The 16,514-nt window shown below is 38.1% G+C and carries 16 protein-coding genes; 7 read left to right on the top strand and 9 right to left on the bottom strand.

Translation table 11 applies throughout. The annotated features are described in order from the left end of the window. Nucleotides 1–8: 8 nt before the first annotated feature. The 6 genes from K0B81_04055 to K0B81_04030 all read right to left on the bottom strand — a co-directional run bounded on the left by K0B81_04055 (nt 9) and on the right by K0B81_04030 (nt 5,815). Nucleotides 9–500 carry a transglycosylase SLT domain-containing protein gene (locus tag K0B81_04055; protein MBW6515777.1) on the bottom strand — a complete coding sequence of 164 codons (492 nt, stop codon included), beginning with the start codon at nt 498–500 and terminating at the stop codon, nt 9–11. After that, nucleotides 497–1,147, bottom strand: coding sequence for a tetratricopeptide repeat protein (locus K0B81_04050; protein MBW6515776.1), 651 nt, complete (start codon nt 1,145–1,147; stop codon nt 497–499). Before K0B81_04050 ends, K0B81_04055 begins: the two co-directional genes overlap by 4 nt. Before the next feature lie 17 nt (nt 1,148–1,164). Next, nucleotides 1,165–2,391 (bottom strand): competence/damage-inducible protein A, encoded by a 1,227-nt coding sequence (locus K0B81_04045; GenBank protein MBW6515775.1) that lies wholly within the window; start codon nt 2,389–2,391, stop codon nt 1,165–1,167. Next, nucleotides 2,391–2,780, bottom strand: coding sequence for an RNA-binding S4 domain-containing protein (locus K0B81_04040; protein MBW6515774.1), 390 nt, complete (start codon nt 2,778–2,780; stop codon nt 2,391–2,393). Before K0B81_04040 ends, K0B81_04045 begins: the two co-directional genes overlap by 1 nt. A gap of 26 nt (nt 2,781–2,806) precedes the next feature. Then, a complete protein-coding gene (gene proS / locus K0B81_04035) occupies nt 2,807–4,330 on the bottom strand; it encodes a proline--tRNA ligase (GenBank protein MBW6515773.1) in 1,524 nt (507 codons plus the stop codon). Between the two features lie 132 nt (nt 4,331–4,462). Beyond that, on the bottom strand, nt 4,463–5,815 hold the full coding sequence (locus tag K0B81_04030) for a chitobiase/beta-hexosaminidase C-terminal domain-containing protein (protein ID MBW6515772.1): 1,353 nt from the start codon (nt 5,813–5,815) through the stop codon (nt 4,463–4,465). A 511-nt stretch (nt 5,816–6,326) separates the two neighbouring features. Between K0B81_04030 and K0B81_04025 the strand changes: the two genes are divergently transcribed. The 5 genes from K0B81_04025 to K0B81_04005 are packed head-to-tail and all read left to right on the top strand — an operon-like array spanning nt 6,327 to nt 10,376. After that, nucleotides 6,327–6,758, top strand: a complete 432-nt coding sequence (locus K0B81_04025; protein MBW6515771.1) for a transcriptional repressor — start codon at nt 6,327–6,329, stop codon at nt 6,756–6,758. A 16-nt stretch (nt 6,759–6,774) separates the two neighbouring features. After that, nucleotides 6,775–9,000 (top strand): Fe(2+) transporter permease subunit FeoB, encoded by a 2,226-nt coding sequence (feoB, locus tag K0B81_04020; protein ID MBW6515770.1) that lies wholly within the window; start codon nt 6,775–6,777, stop codon nt 8,998–9,000. Continuing rightward, a complete protein-coding gene (locus K0B81_04015) occupies nt 9,001–9,387 on the top strand; it encodes a ferrous iron transport protein A (GenBank protein MBW6515769.1) in 387 nt (128 codons plus the stop codon). Nucleotides 9,388–9,409: 22 nt separating this feature from the next. Next, on the top strand, nt 9,410–9,631 hold the full coding sequence (locus K0B81_04010) for a FeoC-like transcriptional regulator (GenBank protein MBW6515768.1): 222 nt from the start codon (nt 9,410–9,412) through the stop codon (nt 9,629–9,631). Beyond that, nucleotides 9,618–10,376: a hypothetical protein gene (locus tag K0B81_04005; GenBank protein MBW6515767.1), complete on the top strand. Its 759-nt coding sequence runs from the start codon at nt 9,618–9,620 to the stop codon at nt 10,374–10,376. Before K0B81_04010 ends, K0B81_04005 begins: the two co-directional genes overlap by 14 nt. A 1-nt stretch (nt 10,377) precedes the next feature. On the opposite strand, the gene ispF is transcribed toward K0B81_04005, so the two are convergent. From ispF to ispD, 3 genes are read right to left on the bottom strand one after another with little or no spacing between them, the layout of a single operon-like run. Next, the gene (gene ispF, locus K0B81_04000; GenBank protein ID MBW6515766.1) at nt 10,378–10,854 is read right to left on the bottom strand and encodes a 2-C-methyl-D-erythritol 2,4-cyclodiphosphate synthase; all 477 of its coding nucleotides are present in this window, start codon (nt 10,852–10,854) and stop codon (nt 10,378–10,380) included. Nucleotides 10,855–10,865: 11 nt separating this feature from the next. After that, nucleotides 10,866–13,619 (bottom strand): SIS domain-containing protein, encoded by a 2,754-nt coding sequence (locus K0B81_03995; GenBank protein MBW6515765.1) that lies wholly within the window; start codon nt 13,617–13,619, stop codon nt 10,866–10,868. A 25-nt stretch (nt 13,620–13,644) separates the two neighbouring features. Then, entirely contained in the window at nt 13,645–14,328 is a 684-nt protein-coding gene (gene ispD, locus K0B81_03990; protein ID MBW6515764.1) for a 2-C-methyl-D-erythritol 4-phosphate cytidylyltransferase, read from the bottom strand. Between the two features lie 370 nt (nt 14,329–14,698). Between ispD and K0B81_03985 the strand changes: the two genes are divergently transcribed. After that, on the top strand, nt 14,699–15,805 hold the full coding sequence (locus tag K0B81_03985; GenBank protein ID MBW6515763.1) for a hypothetical protein: 1,107 nt from the start codon (nt 14,699–14,701) through the stop codon (nt 15,803–15,805). Between the two features lie 16 nt (nt 15,806–15,821). Next, nucleotides 15,822–16,499 carry a FecR family protein gene (locus tag K0B81_03980; GenBank protein ID MBW6515762.1) on the top strand — a complete coding sequence of 226 codons (678 nt, stop codon included), beginning with the start codon at nt 15,822–15,824 and terminating at the stop codon, nt 16,497–16,499. Nucleotides 16,500–16,514 lie beyond the last annotated feature (15 nt).

Raw genomic sequence — 16,514 nt, 5'->3', positions numbered from 1 at the left:
AGTTATTTCTATTCCAGTATTTTTTTGATAAAGAAGTAGGTCTCCGGGACATTTCTAAAGAGATGGCGATAATTAGTTTCGCTATCAATGATTATTCTTTCTTCTTTGATCTTCCTGTCAACATTTGCTTCTCCCCAGTTATAGGCAGCTAAAGAGAGTGATACATTATCACGGTATTTATTGAGCAGGTATCGAAAATAAATAGCAGAAATATGTAGATTTGTAGGAGGAAACCAAAGCATACCTTCAACATATTGAGGGAATATATATTTAGCCGTATTTACCTGTACCTGACCTAATCCGATAGCTTTGTTTCGGGAGTATGCCAGAGTTCGAAAAGAACTTTCGGCCGCTACTAACCGATAGAAGAGTTGAGTATCTAAATTATGTGCTTTGGCCACTATCAGAGTCATCAATCTGGCAGACAGCGGATTATAAATAAGGATTAAGATGATCAAAATCCAAAAAATCCATTTAACAAGCTTCCTTTTCCTTTTCATTTGCGGATTTGTTTCCTGACTCGATATAGATTTTGCCGGAACTTCGGATTTTCCGGTTCAAGTTGATAAGCTTTCTGAAAATAGGTGAGTGCCTTCTTTGGTTGTTTTTCCAGCATTAGATAAAAATATCCGAGATTGTTCTGGATATACGGATTTTCCGGATCACATATCTCTGCTTCAAGAAGAGTCTTGAGTGCTTCTTTGATCTCCTTCTTTTCCAAAAGTCGTTGTGATTCGTTTAATAACTCTTTCGCTTTGATGTATTTCTCTCTCAGTTCCGGATCACTGATCCTCTCTAAATATTTTTTGTAGTTCTGATTAGTTGGATGAAATTCGACCAACTTGACCAGCAGTTCTTTTGCCTGATCCCACTCTCTTTGTTGCATATATAACTCTGCCAATGTCAGAGTTGCCAGCTCATTTTCCGGATATGACGAAAGTATTTTCTTAAGATAGTTTTCTGCCTCTGCAAATCGCTTCATTGCTAATAGAGCTAGAGCCAAATTATAGATATTTCCCGGATTGTCTTCTAACATTAGAGCTTTTTCCAGATACAGATATGCCTTCTCCGGTTTACCTTGCACGAGTAGTTTCTGGCCTTTTTTACGATAGTAATTTTGTCGTATATGCTCAACTAAATTAAACATGATTAGCTCTCATTTTATTATATTTTTGTTATTAAGGTTTGGCGGATCAAATTTAAGAGGAAAAAGGTAGCATTCTCTCTGATCGATTCCCGATTTCCCGGAAATATTCTTTTCCACGATTTTATCATCTTTTTATGAGACACTGCAAAACAGACCATACCCACCGGTTTTTCTTCAGTTCCCCCTGTTGGACCGGCTATTCCGGTGACTGCAGCACCAATATCAGACTTGAATTTCTTCCGAACACCTTCTGCCATCTCCTCCGCTGTTTCGGTACTAACAGCTCCATATTCCTCCAGACAAACCTTACTGACACCCAGCAAATCCATCTTGGCTTGATCACTATAAGTAACGACTCCACCACTGAAGAAAGCAGAAGCGCCCGGAATATCGGTTAACTTTGCCTGAATAAGACCACCGGTACAAGACTCTGCTATGGAGAGCTTTAAATCTCCGGAGATCATCAGATTGTGTATTATACCCGGTAATGACTCTTCATCATATCCCCAGATGTTCGGATTACATCTTTCGCATAGCGAATGAAAAATTGAATTAATCAAAACTTCATCAGCACTACTGATCCGGAGATCAACCCTGCCCGGCTGTGATAAAAAAGCCAAGTTAACTTTATCGGGTAGGCTGATATCTTTGATCATGTCTGCTAATTGCGATTCGGGAATATCTATCGTATGAATAGTTCTCACTATCAACGATTTTGCATGATATTTATCAACAAGTAAGGGTTTTACTTTCTCAGTAAATAATGCCTTCATTTCAGTAGGAACACCAGGTAGCATTATTATAAGCTGTTCTCCATGATCATAATATAAACCCGGGGCAGTACCCAAGTCGTTCTTTAAAACAACAAAATCTTGGGGTACTTCTGCCTGACTGCGATTACACTCGGGAGTTGACAATCCTCTACGAGCAAATCTCTGATTGGTCGATGACCAAATCTCTTCATTGAAATTCAATGGTTTTCCAAGAAACAGAGCGATACTTCTTTTGGTAATATCGTCAGATGTTGGTCCCAAACCTCCAACTGTTATAATGACATTGCTTCTTTTTAAACAATCATTCAGAGAGTCTGTAATAGAAGATTCATCATCGGGAACAATAACAGAATACTTAATTGGTAAGCCGATTTTTTCCAGTTCTAATCCTAGAAAAGAAAGATTCGAGTTAACCACCCGTCCCGAGAGTAATTCACTACCAATACATATTACTGCTGTACTACATTTCATTAACTATTCTCTTTACTGCTATCTGTCTTGCTCTTTACCTTCTTCACTACCTTCTTCTCGGACCACTGTAACGGTTTCTTATGATGCAACACCTTTTCGGTCTTAATTCTTTCGTCAAAAGGACTACCTCTCTGATCTTTTTCAGGTTTTCTTGGTTTCTTGACATACTCTTCACGGTGCGGAAATATTATATAGTAACGATCCTCAAAAGCTACATTATCGCCGGCTTTCAACAACCTTCTTCGGGCAATTTCCTTATCTCCGTTTACCCAGACTTTGCCATCCTTGATCATGAAGCGTATTTGTTGATAGTCATCATTTGCTCCTACCGCCTTTAGAAAAGCTTCTAAAGTAATCTCGTCTTCGTGCTTATTTAACCTGAATCTCATCTCTTTAGTCCAAAATCCGAAGTAAATTAATAATTCTTGGCAAAATAGACCCGTTGTTCGCTCTTCTTACCGCACAAAAAGCAGATACCTTCCTCTCTTTCCCCTTCTAAGGGAATACAGCGGATAGTCACTTTCAGATCATCTTTGATCTTATCTTCACATTCTGTGCTGCCGCACCAGTGTGAAAAGGCAAAACCACCATGGATCTCCGGTTTATCTTCATTCTTGGGAGTAAAGAAGCGGTAAAATTCTTCTTTATCATCTATTTTTTTGGTATGTTGCTTTCTTAACTCTAATGCTCGATTATAGATCTCTTCCTGTATTGCATCAAGATAAGAGATAACATTGTTGACAAACTCAGTCCTTGATATCGATTTCTTCTCTTTGGGAGATTTAGTACGCTGTCCCATAAAGACAGAATCGTTTTGCACATCACGAGGTCCTATCTCCAAACGAATAGGGATACCTTTCTTGATCCACTGCCAGTTCTTTTCTCCACCGTTAATATCTCGGGTATCATATTCTATTAAGAGCTTACGGTCATGATAAGTTAACCCTTTCAAGTCCTGCAAGAGCTTCTTGATATAATTATCTACTACTATCCTATCTTCTTCATTGCGATGAATAGGAATAATGGCGATATGAGCAGGAGCTATTCTGGGTGGTAAGATCAGACCATCATCATCACTGTGTGCCATGATCAAAGCACCGATCATTCTGGTAGATACCCCCCAAGAGGTAGTCCAGGCATATTCTTCACGCCCCTCTTTACTCTGAAATTTGATCTCTGATGCTTTGGCAAAATTCTGCCCTAAAAAGTGCGAAGTTCCTGATTGTAATGCCTTTCTATCTTGCATCATCGCTTCGATACAGAAAGTCTGCAATGCACCAGGGAAACGCTCTCCAGCTGTCTTCTCGCCTTTAATTACCGGTATTGCCAGATATTTTTCGGCAAATTCAGCATAGACATCGAGCATACGGTAAGTCTCTTCTACCGCCTCTTCTTCAGAGGCATGAACGGTATGACCTTCCTGCCAAAGGAATTCGGTAGTGCGTAAAAAGAGTCGAGTCCGTAATTCCCAACGTACAACATTAGCCCATTGATTGATCAATAAAGGTAAATCACGATATGAACTTACCCAACGGCTGAACGAAGCTCCTATGATCGTCTCACTGGTTGGTCTGACTATCAAAGGTTCTGTTAACTCGCCAGCTGCTTTAAGACCACCTTTACCATCATCTTCTAAACGGCTGTGAGTAACTACAGCACATTCTTTGGCAAATCCTTCGACGTGTTCAGCTTCTTTCTCAAAGAAACTCTTCGGGATGAAGAGGGGAAAATAGGCATTCCGATGCCCCGTCTCTTTAAACATCGCATCTAAACTGCTCTGAATATTTTCCCAGATCGCATATCCCCATGGTTTGATAACCATACAGCCCCGTACTTCACTATTCTCCGCTAAATCCGCTGCCTTGATTACCTGCTGATACCACTGAGGATAATCCTCATTTCTTGTTGGTGTTATCGCTGTTTTAACTTTGTCTGACATTACTTTCAATCTCCTTATCTGCTTTATAATTCATAAGTTATAGAGATTGAAATAATTTTTGATAGGGCTTAATTGTCAATATTTTTGAATTTTTATCAGGAATTTACATACGTGATTATCCAATCCCCAGTTTCAGTTTGGCAGGTTACTTTGTAGATAAGGATAACCTTCATTGATATTTCCGTTTATCGACCAGATGGTATCAAAATCCCAGCCCACATCCGTATAAGTGGACTCAGTCTTCATTTCTTCCGTACTTTTTCCCTCTCCACCTGAACTTTCAGTCTGCCCGGAAGTTTCAAAATCCCAGAAACTCTCCACAACAACTCCTTCTGATGTTATTCCAACTAGTCCCCCGGTATCCTCTTCACCGGTTACACTACCAGTACTGTAACAGTTCGTTATCAAAGATACATTCCCATTCATACCTACTAAACCACCAACTACACTATCACCTGTTACATCACCCGTGCAATAACTATTAACTATTGAGGAATACCATAGAGTACCAACTAAACCACCGATCCATCTATTTCCTTCAACAATACCTTTACTATAACTATTTTCAACTATAGAAAAATCAGCACGTCCAATCAATCCACCCGATTCAACATCTCCGTTGACATAAGCACTACTGCTGCTGTCGGAAACTCTTGAGTAAAAATAAGCACTACCAACAAGACCTCCAACACAGCGAGTACCATTAACAACTCCGGAGACATGGCAGTTTATTATTTCAGAATTACATGCCATAGCTGCCAAACCACCTACATACCAATCTCCTGTAATATCAACATTTGTCATAAACAGATTCTGAATTGATGCATTCCTGACTATACCCAAAAGACCATTACCATTCATTTCACTGCGATTTGAATACAAGCCTTCAATGGTATAACCCTGACCATCATATGTTCCCGTAAAACACCCATATCTACCATCAGTAGGAGACCATCCTATCGGTAACCAACCCTGTTCATCAAACCAGTCGCTGGTTGCTGAAGCATCAATATCGGCAGTTTGCATATAATGTTTACTCCATTTATCAGAATTTGCACTAATCCAGTAAAGATTCTCCAGTGTCGCTATCTGATAAGGATTTTCTTCCGTACCGTCACCTTCTGATGGGTGAATAGCATCAGGAACTATATCATAAATTTCATAATATGCATTACCGGGAAAACTCTCCTTCCAGCCGAATTTGAAAGCTACAGCCCTTAATTGTGTATGGGTTATGATCTCAATCGGTTCTGTATATCTTGATGATGACGATGTTGGCATACTACCATCGGTTGTATACCTGATGATTACTCCTTCTGTTTCACAGGTTATAGCAACAAATAGTGGTGGAGAATAGATACCTGCCGGTGGATCGAATTCCGGTGTAGAAACCCTATTCTCCGGCTCGGTTGTTTTCTCACTGCAACTAATGACTAACAGAGAGATGATTATCAACACCATAAAACCGCACATCCTTTCTCTCATATTTACCTCCAATAAAAGGATTGATTTAAATCACAGAATACACATGTTGTATTTTTTACGATAACCTTCTTATATTATTCTCACTAAAATCGCTTATCACACGATTAACAAATATTTTATTATCTAAAGATTGTCAACCTTTCGATACTCTCGTCTTTGCTTATCAACCTATAATTACAGAATACCAGAAAACCGATACTTTTACTCAATTCACAGTATTATTAATCATTACACTATAGTTAACTTATCAATTTGAGTTGTGTTTCTTAAATTTAACCATTAGGAAGGGATATAGTCGGATATATCCGACTATATCCCTTCCTAATGGTTCATAACAAGTTAAATCCTATATCGCTCTCATTTAAAATCGGCTTAACCTCAGAATCAATTAGTTAGCAATCTTAGCCGCTGAAATGCAAATGAGTATTATTCTCATTTATATCTTGACAGTGTTCAGTGGTTTGAAAATCGTGTTACCTAAGTTATCGAGTGTTCAAGGAGTATGAATACAATGGAATACAGAGAAGTATTCATTAATTATTTACAATCACGAGGTTTGAAGTTAACCCGACCACGTGAAGCGATTTTAGATGCCGTTTTTGCAATTCATTCTCATTTCGATGCAGAGGAGTTGTATCAAATGATGCGTAATAATAAAAGCAATGTATCTCTGGCAACTGTATATCGCACCCTCCCCTATCTGCTACAAGCAGGATTGATCCGCAAATCTATGTGTGATGAAAGCAAAGAGCATTATGAGCATATCTATGGTCATCCCAATCATCTGCATCTGCTCTGTGTTGCCTGTGGCAGGATAGTGGAACAGACAGATGAAGAATTAGAGCGGGTATTAAACCGTATTGCTAAACATAACGGTTTTTCCATGCAAGATAACACTGTGAGAATAAAGGGACTCTGTTCCCTTTGTCGCAAAAAGCCATAAGGAAAAATGTAATACTATGAAAACTTTGAAAATAGCTTTAGCAGGCAATCCCAATAGTGGCAAAACTACTCTCTTCAATGCTCTGACAGGGTTTAAACAACGGGTCGGTAATTGGCCGGGTGTTACTGTAGAACGGAAAGAGGGTCAATATATTCATCAAGATCAGAAAATTGAAGTTGTTGACCTGCCTGGGATCTACTCCTTTTCTGCTTACTCTTTAGATGAAAAGATAGCTCGTGAATATATCTTACATAATGAGCCCGATTTAGTCGTAAATATTATCGATGCCTCAAATCTAGAACGAAGTCTTTATCTGACAACTCAGATCATAGAAATGAAAAGACCGCTCATTGTGGCACTAAATATGATGGATGTAGCACAACAGCGAAGAGTCAAGATCGAAGTAGAACATTTGGCACAACATTTAGGATGTCCTGTAGTTCCTATAATAGCGAGTAAGAAGAGTGGTCTGGAAGAACTGAAAGACACAATTTTGTCGGCGATGCAAGCAACACCAATATCTCCAACTAAGGTGTATTATGATTCTATTGTAGAAGAGGTAATCGGGGAATTACAGAAAGAGGTTGAGCCTTATGCTGATAAACATGCCGTTGATAGTCGTTGGTTAGCAATAAAGCTTCTGGAGAGCGATCCCTTGGCTTCAGAATTAACCAATAGAGAGTTAGCTGATCATGTACAAGCAGCTTCTCATAAGATCAGTAAACATACCGGACAAGAGGCAGATATAGTAGTGCTCGATGGTCGTTACGGTTTCATAAACGGCTTAACTAAGGATGTTATTCATAAAGAGAGCCATTTTCAAAGAGGGTTGACCGATGTCATTGATCAAATTGTACTAAATCGTTTATTCGGAGTACCGATATTTTTAGTGATCCTGTATCTGGTCTTTCTTCTTACTATTGGAGTCGGGGAACCCTTTATCGAGTTTTTTGACAGATTCTTCGGCACTATATTTGTCGATGGATTTGCCCATTTATTAATGTCGATTAATGCGCCGGCTTGGTTGATCACCTTTTTAGCTCACGGTATAGGGAATGGAATCAGAACGGTATCAACCTTTATACCACCCATATTTTTTATCTTCTTCTCATTATCCATACTGGAAGATTCGGGTTACATGTCTCGTGCTGCCTTTGTTATGGATCGTTTTATGCGTTATATCGGCTTACCCGGCAAAGCTTTCATTCCGATGCTGGTTGGCTTTGGTTGTAATGTGCCGGCAATAATGGCAACCCGAACCTTGGAGAATGAAAAGGACAGGATTTTGACGATCCTCATCAATCCCTTTATGTCTTGTGGAGCTAAACTGCCTGTTTATGCTCTATTTGCTGCCATATTCTTTCCTGCAACCGGAGGAAGGATCATCTTTCTATTATATTTGATCGGCATCCTCTTGGCAATTTTTACCGGTTTCATATTCAAAAGCACCCTCTTCAAAGGAGAGACTTCATCATTCGTTATGGAGTTACCACTCTATCATATTCCGACTATGAACGGAATCTTTATGCATACTTGGCGGAGATTGAAGAGTTTTATCCTCAGAGCGGGTAAAGTCATTATTTTAGCAGTAATCGTGCTCTCTTTTCTCAACTCATTGGGTACTGACGGGCAGTTTCGCTTTGCTGAATCTGAAAAATCGATCTTGAGTGCTACAGGGAGATATCTTACCCCAATCTTTTCACCAATGGGAATAAGTCAGGATAACTGGCCGGCAACTGTCGGTTTGTTTACCGGAGTTTTTGCTAAGGAGGTTATCATAGGAACCTTGGGAACTCTTTATGAAACACTTGGCGGAGAGGAAGAGATCGAGGAAGAGGATTTTCAATTTTGGCAGGGAATTAGAGAGGCATTTTCGGCAATACCGGAAGGATTTTCAAGTGAAGAAGAAGAGTTTGAGATCAAAAGCGAAGGTGAGATGATAAAACGTTTCGGTGGGAGAAATAACGCTTTTGCTTATCTTTTATTTGTCTTGATCTACATGCCCTGTGTGGCTGCTATCGGTGCTATCTATCGAGAAACAAATCTTAAATGGACTCTCTTCTCTGTGGGGTATCTGACAATTCTGGCATGGATCATAGCTACACTCTTCTACCAGTTCAGCATCTTCTTTGAGAATCCACAGGGTGCTATCCAATGGATATCAATCAGTATAGGATTATATGTCATAATCTTCCTATTGTTGCGTTTTATAGGTAAAAGAAAATTAACAAAGAGGATATAAATGAGTATTTTTCGTAAAAAGGGTAATGATGATAATGGTCTTATCAAAGAAGTCAACATCGGATGTAATCAGCAAGATAGATGTCACATGAGACGTAGGCGACGTCATGGAAAATCTTTAGCTGCTTGGGAAGCTATGGGGAAGAATGAGATCCCTCTCTGTGAGTGCCCTGCCGGATCTTTATGTATCGTCAGCTTCAATCCCAATAAGATGACCAAAGAAATTGGACTCAATCCCGGTAAAACTATCGCTGTCTATAAAAATGAACCCGCAGATTCCAATATGATCGTCTGTCTTGATACTACAAGATATATTCTCCCTAAATCTATAGCAAAAAAGATAATAACAAAGGCATTTACCGATGTTGATTCGGTAAACGAGAAATAGAATTTTTATTGAGGGATCTATAGTGATTCCCGAATTGTTAGCTATCATCAAGGAGAAAAAGAGAATTTCTCTTAGTGACCTGAGCGTTTTGAGTAAGCAAAGGGAAGAAGTTATCGAACAGATAATGGAACAGCTTTCCCGTAAGAACTTAGTTAAGAAAGATACTATTCTTTGTCATGGTTGTATGAAAGATTGTACTACCTGTCTCAAACGTGGTGATTTGATCTTTTATGAAATCGTGTAACGATCTATTTTATGAGGTTCATCCCTATCCATCTTTTATACCTAATAATGCAAAGAGATTGATCATCGGCAGTTTTCCTCCGATAAAGCTGACTAGAAAGATCAAAGACGATAACAGCGATCCTATCAATACACTCTATAATGATTACCTGATTAGAAATCCGAAAACTGCAAGAGATCTTTATTTCTATTACGGGAGCGATGAGAATCTCTTTTGGAAGATCATCGCTGATATCTATAAGATTGAGCCACTGAATCTCAATACTATTCAAGAATGGTTAACTGATACCAACACTGCTGTTACCGACATCATTGATATATGTGTCAGAAAAGTATATGATAAAGTAAATAAATGTTATGTCCTGCCAGCATCTATACCCAAATATAGAAATTGGCAAGAACTGAGAGTTTGTTCCGGTGATATTGCCCTCTACTCCACTCAATACAGAAATATTCCGGCTCTCTTAGTCACACACAAGAATATAAATCATTTGATATTCACCGGTAACTTCGTCTTCCGTGGGTTTATGAGAGCATTTAAAGATCAAGTCTATTATGATAAAGATCGTTCAGAGATCGTAACAGACAGAAGTAAATTTCTTCGTGTCTCGATCTTAATCTCACCTTCGGGAGCGGCTAATAAGAGTATTGGCAGTACCAGTGAATACAAGATTAAAAAAGAAAAAGATCCACATTATAATACTTATCAATATAGATTAGAAATGTATAGAGATATCTTGAAATAGTTTAGGATATTGGATTTAGCAGAACAACCGAATAGCAACAAACTCCGTCTTGAGAACCACTGATCCCTAAACCCTCTTCAGTAGTAGCTTTTACGGAAATATTAGCAATATCGGTCTCTAAGTCAGAAGCCAGATTCTTGCGCATTGCCTCAATATAATGACATAACTTAGGTTCCTGTAAACAGATAGTAATGTCAATGTTGCCGATCTGGTAATCCTTTCCTTTTACCAGATTGTAAGATTTCCGTAAGAGGATCCTGCTATCGATGTCCTTGTATTTATCATCAGAGTCGGGGAATAACTTACCGATATCACCTAATGCCAGAGCACCTAACAAAGCATCAATAAGAGAATGAATAAGTACATCGGCATCAGAATGCCCTAAGCAACCTTTTGAGAAGGGGATTTCCACGCCACCGAGGATTAACTTTCGTCCCTCAATCAGACGATGTACATCATAACCTAAGCCGATTTTCATTATAATACCTGTTAATCTACTGTAATTGATTTGGATACATTTTTTGGAACATCAGGATGTACTCCGTGATCAAGCATACCAAGGCGATCGAGATACTGCATCTTTCTGATACTCATTTTCAATGCCAGTAGTTGTAGAACAATAGTAGCAGAAAAAGTCGTCATCAAAGTATCACCTGTCTTGGGTAGTATTATATAACCACAACCGTAATAAGAGCCATCACTATTGGGATTCTTCATAGCATTTTCCATCAATTTTTCATTCTCTTCGGCTATGATAAAAGTATCTGCTCCTCTGATCTTATGAGTATTGATCTGTGAAATTGTCAAGTTAACATCCCGTTCTTCCGGTCCTGTTATATAGGCGATCGGATAATTACGGAACAAAGAATCAAACACGTTGAATTCTTGTACGATTTCCTTGAAAAGGTCTGTGGCTTCTTTGGAGAAATGAAAGGGGAATGTCTTATCGAAGATGTATTTCATTAATGCTTTCGTTACTTCCCTTCGAACTTCATAAGGAATCTTTCTCTTAATACCCAAAATCTCAACCTGATCAGAGATCTTGTCGGTGTATTTGGTCATTGCTTTGATATTCTTGAGTCCATATATAGTATTTTTCCCGAGAATAGTGTTAGGTCCATGTTTGAATTCAGAGCCCTCCTGCCCCTCGGTATGATTAAGAACAGTTTCCCTAACTTTTAGTGCACCTTCTTTAGCTACTCCAACCAGCTTGGTCGCTAAGATATGAATTGAAGGTTCCAAGTATATCTTACCGGCAACAAAGTCGATTTGATCTTTTGTCGATTCGATCGTCTCTTTTATCAGCAGTGGAATATCACGGAAGAATTTACGGTACTTTTCAAAATTCTTGTAGGAAAGATTGGCTTTTTCAGAGTTCAACTTACCTTCTTCTATCATATCTAGTTTCTTTGCAGCAGTCCTGATAGCTAAATAGTAAAAAAGTGTGATCTGATTTATAAAACTCTTGGTGGCCGGTACTGCTATTTCTTGCCCACAGTAAATAGGGATAGAAACATCACTCTTCTCCTGTCCCAGTGTTGAGTTAATATTATTTACCAGCACTATTTTATTGATATTGATCGGCATGTTGTCAATATCGTTGAAAATATCAATCAAATCCTTTGTCTCGCCGCTTTGCGATACACCAATTACCACATCATTATTCTGCAGACACTTATTGTATTGACCGCGAAACTCACCTGGAAGCACAGGAATGATCTCTACTCCAGCGATCTCATTAAAGAACATCGCTCCCACTTTAGTAGCGTGAAAAGAAGTACCGCAAGACATAGTATAGATAGTTCTGCTACTCTCAAGTGTTTTTCCAACAAGGGAAGTAAACTCTTGGATCTTAGTTTCAAAACTCTTATGATCATTATGCTCAGTAACAGAGTCGAGTGCTTTGCTTACCAATATTCTCTTCTTATCAAACTCTTTGCCAATCAGATCGATAAAGACATTTTTCTCACTTGAGAAAAAGTACTTCTTCTCAAAATCCTCTTTTACCAACTCATCATAAATGGCTGTATAATGCTCTATTATCTTCTTAAGAAAATTATCTGATAGCTTATTTGATATAAACAAATCAAAGAGTTTCTGCTGATTATCGAACTTCTCTTCTCCCAAAATATCTTCAGTCAGCTTCTCGAATAAGCTCTGCATCTTGTACTTTCTTAAGAAGGCAATCATCCTACGTCCGGTATTAGAACCACCGTTGATGATCTTTATCAAACGACCGGTTGTATCAACTTCCGCGTGAATCTCCTGTTCCATGAAATATTCAAACTCAGGCAGCAGTTCAGTATCTTCAACTCTAAGCTTAGATCTGACCGGCTTCGTGTCGATTATATCTCCCTTGGAATATTGTAGATTAGGTTGGTTTAACTTTTTAAACATCAGGTCTTTGAAGGCATAAATCTTGTATGAATCACCGTTAAATTCAACAAACGAACCCTCTTTCATATCTACAAGATATTTTGTGAATTTGAGAATAGCAGTCAGATCTGATGATACGAGAGAAAATCGATTATCACCCTCTATTGTTCCAATACCAAAATATAATGAACTACCAGATTTTATACCATAAGTCATCTCTGTTACCGGATCAACTATTACTGCAGCATACGAACCTATCATGGCTTCTGAAGCCGATATAATTGCTTGTCTCAAACACTTTTTTCTTGTTTCAATATCTACTTTCTTGTCGGGAGATCTGCGTTCCAGCTCAATGTCAAAATAGTGCTCAATAGTATGAACAAGCGTTTCCCCATCATTATCAGAAAGAATTTTATGACCCTGATGAAGTAGAAATGTTTTCAATTGTGGAGTATTCGTTATGTTACCGTTATGAGCTCCATAAAGATGAACTTTACAATGAACTTCATGAGGTTGGGCATTGATCTTATCAACCTTGCCGAAAGTTGCCCAACGAACCTGGCCGCAAAAGATCTTGCCTTGTTGTTTATTGATCTGTAGTGTCTCTATAAGAGTACTTGGTGCTCCAACATCTTTCATAGAGACAATGTTCTTTTTGTCATCCTGAAAAACAGCCCCGGTCGAATCATATCCCCGATATTCGAGAGATTTCAATAACAGAGAGGCATATTCACCAAGTTTTGGTGAAACTTTAACGATACTCAATCCTAAAACTCCACAACCAATACCAAAAATCGGGATTGGTATTTTGAACCTATCAATAAGATCAATCAATCTATAAAGAACTATTGTTAACTTCTTTTTCATATAATCTTTCCTATCTCTTATTACTTCATAACCTTTTACTGATCAAGAGCTTTACGAACTCATAATCTGCCGGTTCAGTTATTTTGATATTATATGCTGATGTCTCAGCTACATATACAGGATAACCGAAATATTCCAAAATTGCTGCATCATCTGTAAAAACCACCTTGTCTTCTACTGCCTTTTTATGGCAATCAGCTATAAGCTGGTAAGCAAATACTTGGGGTGTAAAAATTTCATATAGTAAAGTACGTGGTAGTGTATTGATGACCTTATTACCCTTTACTTCTTTTATTGTATTTCTTATCTTATGCCCTGGAATAACTGCTTTATGTTCTCTAACTAGATCTAATAACTTGGTAATCTCCTCTAAAGTGATTAATGGTCTAACCCCATCATGGATTAACACGTAATCCGTATTGCTCGGGACTAACGAAAGTGCATTATATACAGACTCCTGTCTGACCTCCCCACCCTTCACTACAACAATGCTCTTATCCGGAAAATGCATATCTAGTAAAGATTTAGTATAGTTCAAACTATCTGTCGGGGCAGTAACATAAATACTTTCAATATCAGGATGAAAATAAAAGTTTTCTACAGACCAGATAAGAACCGGCTTTCCATTGATATCAAGATATTGCTTTTTATCTTTTCCCGGATAGCGCTTTCCTACTCCACCCGCTGTGATTATGGCTACATTTTTCATCAGAGAGACCTATTTTTTCTTTATCATAATTAATGATTATTTATTCAAAGAAGAGAGGGAATTAGTCAAGATAAATTGATATCAATACAGCTTGTACCTTGATCATATTAAATAATATTTAGGGTAATTATGAATTTTTTGTTGACATTTAGAAGGCCATAATTCCCTGATTATTGCATGTATACACAGAAGGCTCAGTGTTAAATGAGGTAAAAAAAGAGGCGCTTATAGTGTTTGAACACTTACGGGCATTACACGTCGATCCTGTTCATAACAGGACGAATTCCTGCTCTTGGTCAAATTTTTCTTGGTTGGCAAATTCCCAGTTAATTATGATGTATCATCTCTATGTAATAAAAAGGAGTTAATTATGAAAGCACTAATTTGCTTGATAATGTTATTGGGTTTAATAATCTCTTTATCAGCAGAGGAATATCCAATAGCAATATCTATAACCGGTCCTACTTTCTACAATGTATTACGTATTTCCAGTTTCGACTTGCAAGTCCCGGCAAATCAACCGTTGTTTTTCAGAGTAGTTGCCAATAACATTACTACTGAAAACATTGACAATCCTTATCTGTTTTTTTCTTTAAATAAAAACTCTGATCTTCTTATCGAACCTGAAACCCGAGTAAGATACAAATTTGCTCTAACTCCCAATCAACCATTAGTTTTTACTAATCGTGATGTTATCACAGAAGTTGGATCAACTCTATTTGATTCGCCTTATCCAGTTTTCACAGCACTTGATGTTATAGAAAACATGCCTGATTTTCGTGATGTTATCTTAAATACTGGACTTTTCCCTGATGGAGATTATACATTTACTGTTCAATTCCGAAGTAATGTATTTCCATATCAAGCTTTGTCAAATGAAGTTAGCTTAACTTTTCTTATCCGCAATCCTGGCGGGATATTTTTAATAAACCCGGGAACCATTCTTGGCGGTGCAATCCCAATTGTGAGCAGTTTACCTGTCAATTTTTTATGGTCCAGCAACTTAGCTGCCAGTACATTTAACCCATTCCGATTAATCGTCAAAGAATTTGATGATCCGTATCTACTCTATCCAGAATTTATTGAAACGGAAGGACATACAATTACTGATGTTGAAATATTGACCGGAACTTATTATTCCGACTTTGTCCCGTTACAAGAAGACAGATACTATGCTTGGAAGATCGAAACACCGATAATAGATCCGACATTAGCCCTTCCAGCGTCAATAAGCAGCCCTTACAATGTTTTTAGGTATTCAACCGGTAATGGATATGATAATGAAGGAGTATTGAATGCTATAAGAATTTATCTTCTAAGTTTGAATATTCAATGGGTAACTGAATTGTTGAATAGTGGTTTTGATCCGAGTGGTATAATTGATTATAATGGAACTATCTGGAGTGGTACCGGAGCTGAGAATATGATCAATGAGCTGAAAAACCGACCTGTTATTGACGTAAATCTTGCGGAATAAGAGAGGAGGAGGAGTTATGAAACAGATAATATTGGCTGCTATTCTACTGGTTTTGTTAACCAGTATCTCATTTGCTGAATCTCCAGTTGCTTTGACCCTTCGCATGAGGGGAGATATTACACTCCAACGCGCTGATAAAGAGAATAAATTGCATGAAGGATTACCTCTTATTAATCGGGATGTTCTCAATAGTCGCGATGATTCTTTTGCTTTTATTAAGTTTATTGATGATGGTGCTACGGTGAGACTTTTTGCTAATTCGATTTTGTCTATCAATGCCGATAAAGAAGACGATAAATTGAATAAAACATCATTTCTTAGTATTGGTACTATTTTTTCTAATATAAACAGCCGACGTGGAAGATATGAAATCGAGACCCCTACCACAGTTGCTTCTGTTAAGGGAACAGAGGGCTTTATTGATACTGAAGAAGATGGTACAACTTATATCATTACCTTAAAAGGGGAATTTGAAGTAGAAAATACTATTTCGGGTAGGCAGGCAGATGTTCCTGCTGGCTATACCTGTAAATCAAGCCCGAACGGAGATCTTGAGGTTTATCTTACTGAAGAGATCGACCAGGAATGGTTAGATGCTATTGCAGACATGCCACATAGTGATAGCAACAAACTAAAAATTGAAATTATGAATCAAGATAATGAGAGAAAGATCATCGAAATCGAATTAGAGTAATTATTAGAGACTACT

Source organism: Candidatus Cloacimonadota bacterium (assembly GCA_019429305.1).
Classification (GTDB): domain Bacteria; phylum Cloacimonadota; class Cloacimonadia; order Cloacimonadales; family JAJBBL01; genus JAHYIR01.
This window is presented reverse-complemented; position numbering and strand designations above follow the sequence as displayed.